7 protein-coding genes are annotated in these 15,251 nt (G+C 48.9%); 2 read left to right on the top strand and 5 right to left on the bottom strand.

Features of this window, described 5'->3' with window-relative positions:
• Positions 1-34: 34 nt before the first annotated feature.
• Positions 35-1,003 carry a tetratricopeptide repeat protein gene (locus DFR42_RS04890; protein WP_170133413.1) on the bottom strand — a complete coding sequence of 323 codons (969 nt, stop codon included), beginning with the start codon at positions 1,001-1,003 and terminating at the stop codon, positions 35-37.
• A gap of 651 nt (positions 1,004-1,654) precedes the next feature.
• Here DFR42_RS04890 and hrpA point away from each other — a divergent pair.
• Together hrpA and DFR42_RS04880 are read left to right on the top strand one after the other, a co-directional pair.
• On the top strand, positions 1,655-5,527 hold the full coding sequence (gene hrpA / locus DFR42_RS04885; protein WP_245936864.1) for an ATP-dependent RNA helicase HrpA: 3,873 nt from the start codon (positions 1,655-1,657) through the stop codon (positions 5,525-5,527).
• A 124-nt stretch (positions 5,528-5,651) separates the two neighbouring features.
• On the top strand, positions 5,652-6,548 hold the full coding sequence (locus DFR42_RS04880; RefSeq protein WP_110254239.1) for a DMT family transporter: 897 nt from the start codon (positions 5,652-5,654) through the stop codon (positions 6,546-6,548).
• Positions 6,549-6,553: 5 nt separating this feature from the next.
• On the opposite strand, the gene DFR42_RS04875 is transcribed toward DFR42_RS04880, so the two are convergent.
• The 4 genes from DFR42_RS04875 to DFR42_RS04860 form a co-directional block, all read right to left on the bottom strand.
• The gene (locus DFR42_RS04875) at positions 6,554-7,153 is read right to left on the bottom strand and encodes a hemerythrin domain-containing protein (protein WP_110253789.1); all 600 of its coding nucleotides are present in this window, start codon (positions 7,151-7,153) and stop codon (positions 6,554-6,556) included.
• A gap of 157 nt (positions 7,154-7,310) precedes the next feature.
• Complete coding sequence (locus tag DFR42_RS04870) at positions 7,311-9,383, bottom strand: S46 family peptidase (protein WP_110253788.1); 2,073 nt, start codon at positions 9,381-9,383, stop codon at positions 7,311-7,313.
• Between the two features lie 105 nt (positions 9,384-9,488).
• Entirely contained in the window at positions 9,489-11,351 is a 1,863-nt protein-coding gene (gene pepF / locus DFR42_RS04865; RefSeq protein WP_110253787.1) for an oligoendopeptidase F, read from the bottom strand.
• 324 nt (positions 11,352-11,675) lie between these two features.
• A complete protein-coding gene (locus DFR42_RS04860; protein ID WP_110253786.1) occupies positions 11,676-15,245 on the bottom strand; it encodes an ABC transporter permease/M1 family aminopeptidase in 3,570 nt (1,189 codons plus the stop codon).
• Positions 15,246-15,251 lie beyond the last annotated feature (6 nt).

The following is a 15,251-nucleotide window of genomic DNA, read 5'->3' as shown; positions in this document are numbered from 1 at the left end:
TTGCCTGCGATCCCTGGCAATATTCACATCGTTTTCAATGTGTGTAAGTTGCTTTGATACGTTCCAGTTTTCCGGCATACAGATCATGGGCTTTGCGGGTCGTGCTATTAGCCTTTGCCAACAGTAGCTCTTCAGTGGCGTTAGGTATTTCACCTAGTTTCAAATGGGCCAGCGCCAGCCATAAATGAAATTCATCATAGTTTGCGTCACGTTTTATCTCGCGTTTGAATAAAACCTTGGCTTCCGTAAACTCGCCACGCTGCATCGCCGCCAGGCCGCGATTGAAAAAATAGAAGGGCGGATAAGGTTGTAATTGCTCCAGGCGACTGATGTACACCTGTGCCTCTTGTGCTTGCCCGGATTTGCGTAAGACTTCAGCCAGATTACTTAAGGTCAGAGTGTTATTGGGTTCTTTTTCCAATATTTGTTTGAATACATTTTCTGCCAATTGGAAGTCGCCATGCTGCCGATAAATAACACCCAGGGTATTGTAGGCTGTCAGGAAATCGGGGTCAGCACGCAATGCCTCACGGGCAAACCAATAGGCATCATTGACATTGTGCTGTGCCAGCAATTCTGCCGCACGGTTATTCATGTACATGGCGATTACTGTCGCTTCACTGATCAATACTGTTTTTTGTCCAAGGATTTCACTTGGTGGCAAGAAATCAATCACCATGCTTTGATGGTATTCATCCGTGTTGCGCAAAAAATTTGGTCTCCTGCCCAGAACGATATTGACGTGGCCAGCGGCAAAGTACAAATCATTGTTGCGGCTCCATGCCTCATTGATGATGACATTTTGAAATTGCACATCCAGACCTAATTGTTTTGCAAAGGCAGCAGTCATGAGTACCAGTGACAGGCAGTTGCCGGAGCGCGCAGCAAAGGCCTGCGCGGCATTGCGTGTCATTTCTGCATCATATTCCAGTTTGATCTGGCGTTTACTTGAGAGGGCTTCAAACAAAGCTCTTTGTGGACCACGTCTACTTAGCTGCGGCATGATTTCCTCGAGCAAGTAGGATTTCATTTCCTTACTAAGTGTTAGTACATTTTCTCTGTCTATAGGTGTGCTGCTTGGGGAAAACCCTTGATCATGAAACTGAAGCGCACTCACTTTTTGTGTTGTCTGTGTGGCGCAAGCTGTTACCAGGCATGTGAAAAACAGAATAATCAAGGTTTTCATCTCAATCTCCCCGCAAGTATCAGGATAGTAAATTGATGCTCAGTTCATCTCAGCTTTGATTTATTCAGTATAGATTAAATTTCCGGGGAATTTAATTTCACTATTTATCTGCCTTGCAGAATAAAAAAAGAATTGTCTCTGTAGCTTGCTTGAAAATAGCCAAAAAACAACATTGCGCAGCACAGCTAAAAATCTGGGATAATGCGCAGCGCTATGTCTTCAAATCAAACACCAAAAAACTCCCCCCCAAAAGCAATGCCCAGTGCGATAGATGGTTTATCGGGATTGCGAGAACTTCGACAACAATTGCGCGAAACAGCTGCCAAGTCTGAGTCGCCTGACAACAAACGGCCAAAGGAAAACAGTGCTGAGCCTCTGCGCACTCCCAAAGTGCAAAGTGCAAGGCCGCAGCCGAATCGCAGTAAAACGACGGCAACTGAAAGTAAGCGTCCAGGCGCTGCGAAAAAAATGGCCGGGCCTGCCAAAGAAGAAGCCCCACTGCCTTTTCGTAATCCCTTGCCAGAAATCAGTTACCCCGAAGAGTTGCCGGTATCCGGCAAGCGGGCAGAAATTGCCGAGGCTCTGCAAAAACATCAAGTCATTATTGTCTGCGGCGAAACCGGTTCAGGCAAGACCACGCAATTACCCAAAATCTGCCTGGAGCTGGGGCGCGGGCAAAAAGGCCTGATAGGCCATACCCAGCCGCGCCGTATTGCTGCTTCGTCTACTGCCAAGCGTATTGCACAGGAATTGAATTCGCCGCTGGGCGAAAATGTAGGTTTTAAAGTCCGTTTTACCGACACCCTGAGCAAGGGCGCATCGGTAAAGTTGATGACGGACGGTATCTTGCTGGCAGAAACCCAGACAGACCCGCTGTTAAAGCAATATGACACCATCATCATCGATGAGGCGCACGAACGCAGCCTGAATATTGATTTCCTGCTCGGTTACCTGAAGCAATTACTGCCCAAGCGTCGTGACCTGAAGATCATCATCACCTCAGCCACAATAGATGCGCAGCGCTTTGCCAATCATTTTGCTGATACGCGTGGTGGCGAGCCCAAGCCTGCACCTGTCATCGAAGTGTCGGGCCGTCTGTATCCGGTAGAAGTACGCTATCGCCCGATACAAGATACAGAAAAAGATAAAGAGCGTGATTTGATGACGGCGATTACTGATGCCGTTGATGAATTGTGTAGAGTCGGGTCTGGTGACGTACTGGTGTTTTTGCCAGGTGAACGTGAAATTCGCGATGCTGCCGAGGCCTTGCGTAAACACCATCCACCGCATGTAGAAATTTTGCCACTGTTTGCCCGCCTGTCAGCACAAGAGCAGGAGCGGGTATTCAAGACCTCGAATGCGCGTCGTATTGTCCTGGCAACCAATGTTGCCGAAACCTCGCTGACTGTGCCTGGCATACGCTATGTCGTTGATGCTGGTCTGGCACGCGTCAAGCGCTACAGCTACCGCAATAAAGTCGAGCAATTGCAGATAGAGGCGGTGGCCCAGTCTGCTGCCAATCAGCGCGCCGGTCGTTGTGGTCGCGTTGCTGCTGGTGTCTGCATACGTTTGTACGATGAACAGGATTACCTGCAAAGGCCAAAATTTACTGAACCAGAAATTTTGCGTTCGTCACTGGCTGCCGTCATCTTGCGCATGAAATCTCTGCGTCTGACGGATGTAGAAACTTTTCCCTTCATAGAACCCCCACCAGGCAGGGCGATTGCTGATGGTTATCAGCTCTTGCAGGAACTGGGGGCAATGGATGAAGTCAATCAGTTGACGCCGGTGGGCAGGCAGCTCGCCAAACTCCCGCTGGACCCGCGTGTAGGCCGCATGATTTTAGCAGCGCGTGACAACCAGGCTTTGCAGGAAGTGTTGATTATCGCTGCTGCCTTGTCAGTGCAAGACCCGCGTGACCGTCCTATGGATGCGCAAGCCGCAGCCGACATGGCGCACAAGAAATTTGCCGATGAAAAGTCTGAATTTCAGTCTTACCTGAAAATCTGGGCGTGGTTCGAAGATGCAATCGAGCATAAGAAAACCAATCGTCAGTTGCAAGATAATTGCCGCTCCAATTTCCTGAGCCAGATGCGTTTGCGTGAATGGCGTGAAGTGCATTCGCAATTGCTGACGATAGTAAAAGAGCAGGGTTGGCGCTTGAATGAGGCACCTGCCACCTACGAGCAATTGCACCTGTCTCTGCTAACGGGTTTGCTGGGCAATATCGGCTATAAGTCAGATGAAGAAGCACATTATCTGGGTGCGCGTGGTATCAAATTTTATATCTGGCCAGGTTCCACTCTGGCCAAAAAAGCCGGGCGCTGGATCATGTCGGCTGAACTGGTTGATACCACACGTCTGTACGGTCGTTGTATTGCGCAGATTAATCCAGAATGGCTGGAGAAGATAGGCGGGCATCTGCTCAAGAAATCTTATGGCGAACCGCGCTGGGAGAAACGTGCAGGCCAGGTATCTGCCTTTGAACGCGCCACGCTGTATGGCCTGGTCGTATATAGCCAGCGTCGCACCCAGTATGGTTTAACCCACCCGGTAGAGGCACGCGAGATGTTTATCCGCGATGCGCTGGTAGAAGGTGAGTTTGATACCCGCGCACCTTTCTTTGCGTATAACCAAAAACTGGTGCGCGAGATAGAAAACCTCGAACACAAATCACGCCGTCTAGATGTATTGGTCGATGAAGAACTGATCGTGGCTTTTTATGATCAGCACTTGCCAGCCGATGTGTGGAATGCAGTCCTGTTTGAGCAATGGCATAAAGAAGTGACCAAGGCCAACCCCAAGCTCTTGTACTTGAACAAGGACGAGCTGATGCGCCATGAGGCGGCTGGCGTCACCACAGAACTGTTCCCCAAGACCATGCAAGTTTCGGGTGTGGCCTTGCAGCTCAGCTATCACTTTGAGCCTGGCAGTCCACGCGATGGCGTGACCCTGACCGTACCCTTGTTTTCACTGAATCAGGTGTCGGCAGACCGCTGCGAATGGCTGGTGCCTGGCATGCTCAAAGAAAAAGTGCATTTGCTGATCAAGTCTCTGCCGCAAAAGATACGCCGTCATTGCGTGCCTATCCCGGAATATGCAGCAGGCTTTTGCGAGCGCAATGATTTCGGTAAGGGCAATTTCCTTGACGCCGTGATTGCCGATATACGCGAACAAAAAGGCTTGCTGTGCAAGACTACGGATTTCAAATTCGAGACCGTGCCTGTGCATTTGACGATGAATTTCAAAGTCGTTGATGAGCATGGTCGTCAACTGGAAATGGGGCGTAACCTGGCCAGCCTGCGGGCAGAATTTGGTGGTCAGGCACGCGAGAGTTTTCAGCGTATTGCCAGTGCCGAAAAACTGGCGCTGCTGGATACCAACCCAGTTGCCTCCAAACCGGCTGTTGTAGTAGAAGACAAGTCGGTCCGTAATAATGGAAAACCTGCAACTGCGAATGTTCAGACTGCTTCTGTCGTACCGGCATTCAAGCAGGAAAACCTGACAGCATGGACATTCGACAGTTTGCCAGAATTGCTGGAAGTCCAGCAAGGCAAGCAAACTCTGATTGGTTATCCAGCACTGGTCGACAAACTCACGCATTGTCATATTGAAGTGTTTGATGATCCGGATGAGGCAGCGCGCATACATCGCATAGGCATGCGACGCCTGTTTGCCTTGCAGTTGAAAGAACAGATCAAGTTCCTGGAAAAAAATATCCCTGGCTTGCAGCAAATGGGCATGCAATTCATGGCTCTGGGTTCGCAGGAAGAATTGCGTGACCAGATCATTCAGGTCGCCATAGAAAGCGCTTTCCTGCAAAACCCATTGCCTGCTAATTCAGGTGAATTCAATAAGCGACGAGATGAAGGTAAGGCAAGGTTGAATTTGCTGGCCAATGAAATTGCCCGTACAGCGGCGCAAATACTTGCTGAATACCATGGCTTGCCCAAAAAGCTGCAAGGCATCAAGGCCCATGCGCAAGCAACTGCCGACATGCAGACGCAATTGCAGATGCTGGTAACCAAGCACTTTATTGCAGAAAATGAGTTCACTCAGTTGTCGCATTTCCCGCGTTACCTGAAGGCGATTACAGTACGTATGGACAAGTTGCGTGCAGACCCTGCGCGTGACCAGAAGTTGCTGGCTGAATGGAATAGTGTGGCCCAGGCCTGGCAACGTCACCCACGCAAGACAGGACCGGATGCTGATCCAAAATTGCTGGAATTCCGCTGGTTGCTGGAAGAACTCAGGGTTTCCTTGTTTGCCCAGGAGCTGCGTACCCCCATGCCTGTGTCAGTCAAGCGTTTGCAAAAAGTGTGGGAGAGTTTCCAGCGATAGGTGCTATTTGAGTTGGATTCGCATGGCCGCAGGCAAAGCTTGTTTGCTTGTTGTATGCTGATGGCAGGCAGACAGGTTGATCAACCTGATACTGCCTGCTTTTTTTATAGGCGAGCAAAAATCCATGAATCACAAACTCAATCCTGCAACGATCTTCCTGCTAGTCATACCGCCATTGCTATGGGCAGGCAATGCTGTTGTCGGGCGCATGATACATGAGATGGTGCCACCGATTACCCTGAACTTCATACGCTGGGTACTGGCCTTCTTAATACTCTTGCCTCTGGCCTGGCATATTTTTCGTCGCGACAGTATGTTATGGCGTAACTGGCGACGTTATGCCGTATTAGGTTTGCTGGGCGTGGGTTTGTACAATGCCTTGCAATACCTGGCCTTACAAAGTTCTACCCCGATCAATGTCACTCTGGTTGCGGCCAGTATGCCGGTATGGATGTTGATTGTAGGGCGACTGTTCTTTCAGGCCAGAGTATCGCGCTGGCAATTGGCTGGGGCGCTGCTGTCTATCGCTGGCGTACTGATTGTCCTGAGCCGTGGTGAGATAGCGCAATTGCTGGCTTTGCGCCTGGTGCCTGGCGATATCTTCATGATTATCGCCACCATTACATGGTCAATTTACAGCTGGTTGCTGACGCGTGGCAATGACGGAGAGTTACGCAAGCACTGGGCCGATTTCTTGCTGGCGCAAGTCAGCTTTGGCGTATTGTGGTCAGGGCTGTTTTCTGCGGCAGAATGGGCTATTACCGGACCGGCGATACACTGGAGCCCGATCTTGTTTGCTGCCCTGGCTTTTGTTGCCATAGGCCCGGCAGTCATTGCTTTTCGTTGCTGGGGTCTGGGTGTGCAAAGAGTAGGGCCAAATATTGCTGCTTTTTTTAGTAATCTGACGCCCTTGTTTGCGGCGCTCTTGTCATCGGCATTCCTGGGTGAGACACCGCATGTGTTTCATGGGCTGGCTTTCATGTGCATTGTTGGCGGTATTATTCTTTCATCACGTCGCTAGTCTATCTATATAGGGTCACCGACGCCGATAGGTGCGGGTGAAATATTGACGATGAGTGAGAATAATTGCTCGTATTTGTAACGTTCTCCAGCATCATCCAGCATTTTGCGATTTTCGAGGAAGGCGGCGTCGACTTCTTTCCAGTCTTGCTCATTGAGTACTTGTCTGGCCACAGGCATGATGCGCTCCTCTTCCGCACGCATATGGGCGAAATAAAAAAGTGCGTATTGTTCTACCAGATCGTGGAAGCGTGTAAAAGCAGGTTTGCCACCAAATTCATAATCCAGCAAGGCCTGGAACAGGCCATGCACCATTAATTCACCCATGCTATGTTGCGCGCTTAAGGCATCCAGCTCACTATCGAGTTGATGTGTTCTTTCCTTGATTTTGGCGAACAGATACAGATCTTCCTTGGGATGATGGATTTTTTCGGGATATTCCATGATGTAGTAAAGCATGGCACGGAACACCTTCAAATCGGGTGCATTGCCGCCACTCTCAATTTGCCGGACGAAATAACGCATGCCTTGTATGACTGAAGACAAATGTTCGTGTTCATCCTGTATGACGCGTAGCGAAGCAGGGTAAATATTTCTGATGGACATGGTGGGCCTCCTTGCTATTCTTTTTGCTACTTTACTTTGGCCGCAGGAGGCTGCTGTTGATCAGGATCAAAGGTGTTTGCCTGTCATGGAATTAATGGTAAAAAAAGCCACTCAAGCTTGGCTTGCGTGGCTATCATATTTTTGTATATAAGGAGTATTACTTGCTGCTCAATTCCTTCAGTAATTCCTTGGCATGATAAATTTTATCCATGGCTTCCAGTATGCCGCCGCTATGGATGGCAACGCCGCGGTTGCTGCGTTCATCAAACCAGAATGCGCCACCTAAAGAATGAATATTGCCATCAAAGACCAGGCCGACAATTTCACCATTCCTGTTAATGAGCGGGCTGCCAGAATTGCCGCCTATGATGTCGTTGTTGGTCACGAAATTATAGGCTTGTTGCAGGTTCAGCTTGCTTTTCGCAGCATGCCATGATGCAGGCAGGGCAAAAGGATAGGCACCGGTTTCATGTTCAAATGCGCCAGCAAAATTGGTAAACGGGTTGACCATGCTCCCACCTGACTCCCAGCCTTTGACCTCACCATAAGACAGGCGCAGGGTGCCGGTGGCATCAGGATATGCGCCAGTGCCAGTTTGCAAAAAGCGTGCTTGTGCAATCAACTCAGAGTTCTTTTGCACCACTGACTGTACTTCCTGTTCCATGCGCTTGCGTATATTTCGCGACTCAGCATCGACAGCCAGGGCCAGTTTGATGAAGGGATCGTCAGACTGAATGATGGCTTCCTTGCCGCCATTCCACAAGTTTTTGCGGTATTCAATATCTGCCAGGCGGGTTTTGCCGACGAGCTTGTCCGTCAATTGCTCAGGTGAGAGTTTGCCCAGGACTTGTTTGACAAATGCGTGATTGGTGCCGAGATCTTCTCGCATCTTGGACAGGGAGTGCGACAGTTTGACTTTTTCAAACTCAGGGTAAATTGGTGCTTTTGAAAATACTGTTTGTTGCACGGCCGGGAGACGTGCATCGGTAAATTCAGGCAGGCGATCGGCATTGCTTTTCAATTTTTCATCTGCAGCGCGAACCAGATTACGGGCTATGTGAAAATACTCGCTGGAAAAAGCCGCAGCACCTTCTGCCATACTGCTTATCCTGTGCAACTGGCGATAATTTTCCTGGGCCCTGGTAATGGCGTCCCATGCACCACTAATTTTTGACCTGAGCTCAGGATTGCTATCGACAAACGAGCGTAAAGCAGCTTCTTCTGCTTGCTTGCGGGCGATGAATTCCGGATCCAGCAAGGTTTTTAACCTGCCTGTACGTGCTTTATAACTGTTTTCTGTACTGAACAAGAGATGATCTGCAGTACGTGCTGCTTCGGCACTGGTCTTGCTATATTGTGTGAGCACACCGCGTAATTCAGCCAGGTGTTGCAAGTTGTCTATGAGACCGATGTCACGCAAGCTTGTCAATTGTGCCATGGTCAATTGGCGCTGAGTGGAACCAGGGTGGCCTGTGATGAACGTCATTTCACCTTCTTGTGGCCCGGCTTTACTGAAAGGGAAGAAATTCCTGATTTCTGCCGGTTTGCCATTTTCATAGACGCGCAACATGGTGATGTCCAGATCATAGCGGGGGAAGTTGAAGTTATCCGGGTCGCCACCAAAAAAAGCGATGGACTTCTCCGGCGCCCATACCAGACGGGTATCGGCATAGCGGTGATATTTGTACAGATGGTAGCGGCCACCATGATAAAGATCGACTATATCGCAGCGGGTTTTTTCTTTGTCTTCGCCTACACAGGCTGAGGTAAGTTTGGCGTTAATGGCATTTTGTGCCTGCTTGAATTCTTTGCCTTCGAGGCCTGCGGTGGCTTTCTTGATCTCATCTGTCACATCGCTGATATCTTCCAGACGGTTTAATTCCAGTGCTGGGCAAACTTGTTCTTCTTCACGTTTCTTTGCCAGAAAGCCGTTTTCTACATAATTTTGTTTGGCGGTCGACAACTGCTCTATACAGTTGGAGGCGCAATGATGGTTGGTCATGACCAGACCATCCCTGGAGACAAAAGAGCCAGAGCAGCCCGGTAGCTTGACCGAGCTTAACATGGTGTTTTTAATCCATTCTGCTGAGGGCTTGAAACCATATTCTGCCTGCAGTCTGGTGATGGGCAGATTGTCCAGGGTCCACATGCCTTCCGCCGCGAAGGACATCGCGGGAGTCGACAGACTCGCCAGACTCGCCAGACTCAGAAATAAGAATTTCTTTTGCATTGTTTTTCCATTACTTTGAAAATAAATTGCCTCTCGTCAGTGCTGGCGAGAGGCAGAGGTATTCATCGGCAGGAAGCTGATAGCTTCCTGCCTACACATGAGGCATTAACGTTTTGCCCGTATCGCTTCAATTTGATCCATGATCTTGTTCATGCGCACGAACACTGCCTGGTAAGGAGCAGGCGAGGCCAGATCAACACCTGCGCTCTTGACCAGTTCATAAGGGTAAGCAGAACCGCCAGCTTTCAGGATATTCAGGTATTTATCCCTGGCACCAGTCTGGCCTTTGAGGATTTCATCAGCAAACATGGAGCCCGCAGCGATGGAGGTGGCATACTGGAATACGTAGAAACGGTTATAGAAATGAGGGATATATGCCCATTCAACAGCGTAAGTATCATCTATCTTCATGACGCCTTCTTTGTCACCATGATAGCTTTTCAGGATGTCGCCATAGATTTTCGACAGTGCTTCACCAGTCAGGGATTCACCCTTGTCGACCTTGGCATGTACCTCGCGCTCAAAGTCGGCAAACATGGCCTGGCGGAAGAAAGTGCCGCGCAGGTTTTCCAGTGCTGAACCCAGGTACAACAGGCGTTCATCATCGCTCTTGGCGATTTTCAGCATATGGTCGAGCAGGAAGACTTCGTTGGTAGTTGAAGCAATTTCTGCCGTGAAAGTAGGGTAGTCAGCGCTGATGAAAGGCTGATGTTTATTGGCCAGGTAGGAATGCATGGCATGGCCCCACTCATGCCCCAGTGTCGAGACAGACTCATAGTCGTCGTTGTAATTCAACAGCAGGTATGGGTGCACGTCATAGGCTGCGCCATTCATATAGGCACCAGAACGTTTGCGTGGGCGAGGGTATACATCCATCCAGCGTTCTGTCGTGGCTTTGGCCATGGCTTTGACATAATCATCACCCAGCGGCTTGACTGATTCAACGACTAGTTTGACGCCATCCTTGATAGGATATTTGAAATCGCCAGATACCAGCGGCGGGTAGATGTCGAAATAGCGCAGGTCCTTGACGCCCAGCAGTTTGGCACGCAGTTTGAAGTAGCGGTGCAGGGTAGGCAGGTTGGCGCGGGTTTGCGTGACCAGTGTGTCATACACTTCACGCGGCAACTTGTTGTTATCCAGTGCCTGCGTCAATGAGTCAGGGTAGTTGCGTATCTTGGCATAGGCGGAATCGCGTTTTAACTGTTCATAAAAAGTGACACCGTAGCTGCGTTCAAATTCTTTCCACTTGCCCCAGAATGTATCAAATACCAGTTGGCGGTCAGCGCGGTTGGGCGCTGCGCGGTATTTGGTGTAGGCAGACTGGTCTATGCGTACTTCTTCACCTGTCGATAATTTGACCTTGGGCCATGGCATGTCAGCATTGGAAAGTGTGGAATACACTGCGCTGGCCGTATTGGTTGCCATGCCAAAAGTAGCGACAATTTCTTCGCCTTTTTTGTCCAGGGTATGTTTGCCAGAGCGCAAGATGTCATCAAGTTGATGGGCATATATTTTCAAGCCTTTTTCTTTGGCCTGGAAAGCCTGTATCTTCTTAGCACCTATACTCAAAATCTCAGGCCTGAGGAAGGAAGTCGCTTCTTCCACTTTACTGCCCAAAATGTCCGAACGCTGGCCCAGGTCTGCGCCGGCATTGTCACCAGTATCCTGGTCGCGGAACTGGAATGCATAGCTGGAGAGGCGGGCATAGCGCTTCCACAAGTCAGCATTCAGATCCAGGCAAGTCTTGAAGCGCGCGATATTGTCGCCAAGATGGCCGCTGCAAGTTTGAAATTGCTTTAACTGTACCTCCAGCATGACAGCATCCTTGTCCCAGTCTGCCTTTGTCTGATACATGTCATTTAAATTCCAGCGGTCTGCTTCCGTTTCATTGGGATGGGCAGCAAAAGCGAAGCTTGGTAGTGTCAATGCAACAGCGAACAAGTTGCGAACAAGATGTTTATGCATGGTGAGTGGTCCAGTTTGGATTAATGGATGTGCAGCAAATGCGGGAATGATGTTTTGTTTATTTAATATATTTAGAAATTACATCCCCGTATTTGGGCATTATTCTGTTCTGAAAGTTCTCAATTGAAAAGCAATTTTGGAAATATATTTCCTGTTTTTCGCATTTTCCCGGCAGATTGATCGATTTCAAGGGAATTATTAATAATTCATCTGATTGAATATTAAATGGCTAATTTAATAGCTGGTTTGATTCTGCTACTGAGAAATTAAAAAGGAAGGCGAACATGGTTCGCCTTTCCTGGTTTTTGTTTCTCTGGTAAGAGCTTACTTATTACTCAATTCGACTTTAATCAAATTATCATCAGGCTTGCGGTCTATGTATTTGATGTCAGGATCTATACCCGCTTTGTAGGGGAGACCCTTGACGACGAGTTTGAATGCCATCTCTTTTTGATTGATAAGATGGCGTTGACGCAGCAAGGGCTTGCCATCCTTGTCGTCTATGCCTATGTCCATCCAGTCTTTCAAGGCAACTTCTTTTTCCGCACCCAGTTCATCTGCCTTGAGTTTATTGCTGGTGACTTTGAGCATTACTTCGTACTGTCCGTCTGGCAAGGCCGTGGCGTTTGCTGAAATAGCACGGTTTTCATACAAGGTGATGGAGTCAAACAGATCATCAATCACATATTGTTGCTCCACTGGCGTCACTTCGCGTAATGCCTGGGTCAGTGCCTTGCTGCTAGGGTAGGGAGCGCCCTTATTGGCATGACGGGCGATGACTTCGCGCAGGGCCTGGTTGACTTTGTCTTCGCCTATCTGGTCTTGCAGCAAGTACATGGCCAGGCTACCTTTGGCATAGTGGATATAGTCTTGATTTTCATTCTGTGCCAGCGGCAATTCTTTTTTCCTTTCCTGGCTACGGCCTTGCAGATATCTGTCCAGCTCAAATTGCAGGAAGCGGCGCATGGTTGCATCACCATAAGTATGCTTCATGACCATCAGGGCAGAGTACTGCGCCAGGGTTTCTACCAGCACTGTGCCCCCCTTGCTATTGCCCGAAATTACTTGATGTGCCCACCACTGATGAGCAACTTCATGTGCCGTTACATAGAATGGATAATCAACTTCCTTGGGGTTATTGTCATCAACGCGGGCAATGAAACCTATGCTTTCTGAAAACGGTATGGTGTTAGGGAAAGCCTGGGCAAATCTGGCATAACGTGGAAACTCAATGATACGAACCAGTTTGTGCTGATACGGGCCAAAGTTTTTAGTGTAGTGATCCAGTGACTTTTGCACGCCTTTCACCATGCGGTCTACGTTATATTCATGTCCCTTGTGATAATCGATTTCTATGGGAATGTTTTGCCATTGCGCCTGTTTCACTTCATAGCGTCCAGACAGGAAGGCATAAAAATTCAAGATGGGCAGTTCAGGCACGTAATGATAATAATTACGGCCATGCTCTTGCCACTGACGCTTTAAGGTGCCAGGTGCGACAGCCATCTGGTCTGCCGAGGTCGACACTACTGCATCAAAATTAATCCAGTCAGCATCATTGGCGATATAGCTGTTTTCCAATGCCTTGGAATCATCTCTTTCTGCCATTCTCTCCTTTTCAGGTAAGCCATGTTCGCGCCTGGTCTTGTCTTCCCTGAGTTCCAGTGCCGGTTGATAGCCTATATGTGGCATCAACATGCTGTTAAAGAAACTGCCGTTGTAGTAAAGAGGGCTACCCTGGCTCATGCCCAGAAAGTTTTTGGGTGCGATCCTGAGTTCAAAATTGAGAGTCAATTTTTCACCTGCTGCCAAAGGCTTTTTTAGCTTATAGCTATGAAAGCCCAGCTTCTTATCAGCAATATTTTTTTCTGTGGCAAAATCAAATTCCATCTTGACGATGTCTATATCTTCTTTCTGCGTAATAAAAATCTCTTGGATAGCCTGCTTGCTGCGATTGACCAGTTGATAGCTTCCTTTGATGTTCGCACAGCGCGTTTCAGGATAGATATCTACATTCAATTTGACATCGCTGATACGTGGTTGTGCCTGGATGGCATATTGTTTATACAGTTTTTCATAGCTGGCATTGTCAGCCTGTTCTGCAAACTGGTTTTGGTAGGGATTGAGGATATTTGTAAAGTAAAAGATGGCAGCGCCGGTCAGCACGAAAATACTGGTGCCACCCAGCAGCAAGATTGAATTGCCACCCGCGAAAGCCTGCTTTGCCAGTCGTAAGCGCAGACGGAAATCGGTAGTCGTGCCGCGTACCCACATCATCAAGGACAAGCTGACCAATACCAAAGCTGCACCAGTCCAGTAACTCAGATACCAGCGCGATGTTGCCAGCATGTGACCATAAGCATTCATATCCGAGTAAGTGATATGTGGTGTTACTGCGTAGCGGAACATGGGGTGCTCGATACCCATGGCAGGCAAAGCTATCGTGGCAGCGTAATACAGGATGATTAAAAAATAGCCCAGATACTTGTGGTTGACGATAACCTGCAAGGAAATCGCCAGGACTGCCAGCAAGGCATAATCTGGCCATTGCATCAAAAACAGCTGTTGCACATACTGGGCTAACTCATAATTGGTATAGCCCTTGATGGTTTGCAGCAAAATGCCGCATAACATCAGCACGAAAAGCATGATGCCCTGCAAGGCAATCAGTGCGATCAGTTTTGCAGTGAATGGCAGGTAATTGGGGACGGGCAGAGCATCAAGTAATTGCGCGATGCGGGCATCCCGTTCACGCCACACCAGTTCACCAGCGTAAAAGGTGGTAATCGCAAGCATGAAGATACTAAAGCTGCCGCCGAGAATTTCCAGCACCGCATAAGTCACAGGATAAGTGGGTGTGCCAAACATTTTGGTGATGGAGCTGGAAATCGCAAACATGAACAAAACACCCGCCAGCAGCATGACGATGAAATACACGTTTTTTACTGATTCCCGCAAATTCAGCATGCTTTCTGCATACAGCAACTTCAAAATTCTGTTACCGGAGAAATTGGGCGTGACTTTTTGCAGTTGTACTGCGATTGGGGCAGCTACAGCCTTTTCTTTCTTCTGTTTGCCCGTCGTATTGATTGTGGAGAATTGAAAGCGCCAGTAGCACAACGCCAGGCTGATAAGGCCAAGGCTCAGCCATATCAGGCGGTTAATGAGGAATACACCATCCAGGGCAATCTGGCGGGTATTCTTGTCGGCGATGCTCCAGTATTCCGTCATCATGCTGATGGCAGAAGAACCGAAGGGATCGAGCAGGGCAGCCAGGGTCTTGTTATCCAGATCAGCTCGCAATGAACGAGCAACCAGGTAGCCGATAATCAAGAGCACGCTGGCCACATACACCGGCAACATGCGACGGGTGAGTGCGCCAAGAGTGAAGAAGATGCCGCCAAAAATAATAAAGTTTGGCAAGATCGCATACAGATAAGGCATGACGTAGGACATGGGCTGTACAGCGCCCAGTCTCACTGCTTCTATGCCAGGCAAATAACAGCCCAGCCATGCACCCAGGCCGAGACCGGAAAAGATAATGATGGAAGTCAGCAGGGCGCCTGAAAACCGGCCAGCAAGATACTGGAATTTACTGATGGGTGCACTATAGAAAAAATGCCAGGTGTGGTGTTCTATATCCTGGTGTGTCGCTTGCCCCATCAATGCCGCGACAGTGCTGATACCCAGATAACCAAGAAAAGTAATGCTTTGGAAAATTGCTACCGGCGCATTGATATTTACCTTGCCGCCAAAACCGATGGATGCGCCAGTGAATAAGCCGCCTGCAGCTGCCATCCATAACAAGGCCAGGCTGAAGAAAACCAGAAAATAGATGTAACTGGACATGCTGCGTGCCTTTTGACGCAGCTCAAACTTGAGTATTGCTAACATGACGAC

Origin of the sequence: Undibacterium pigrum, from assembly GCF_003201815.1 — a bacterium.
GTDB lineage: Bacteria > Pseudomonadota > Gammaproteobacteria > Burkholderiales > Burkholderiaceae_D > Undibacterium > Undibacterium pigrum.
This window is presented reverse-complemented; position numbering and strand designations above follow the sequence as displayed.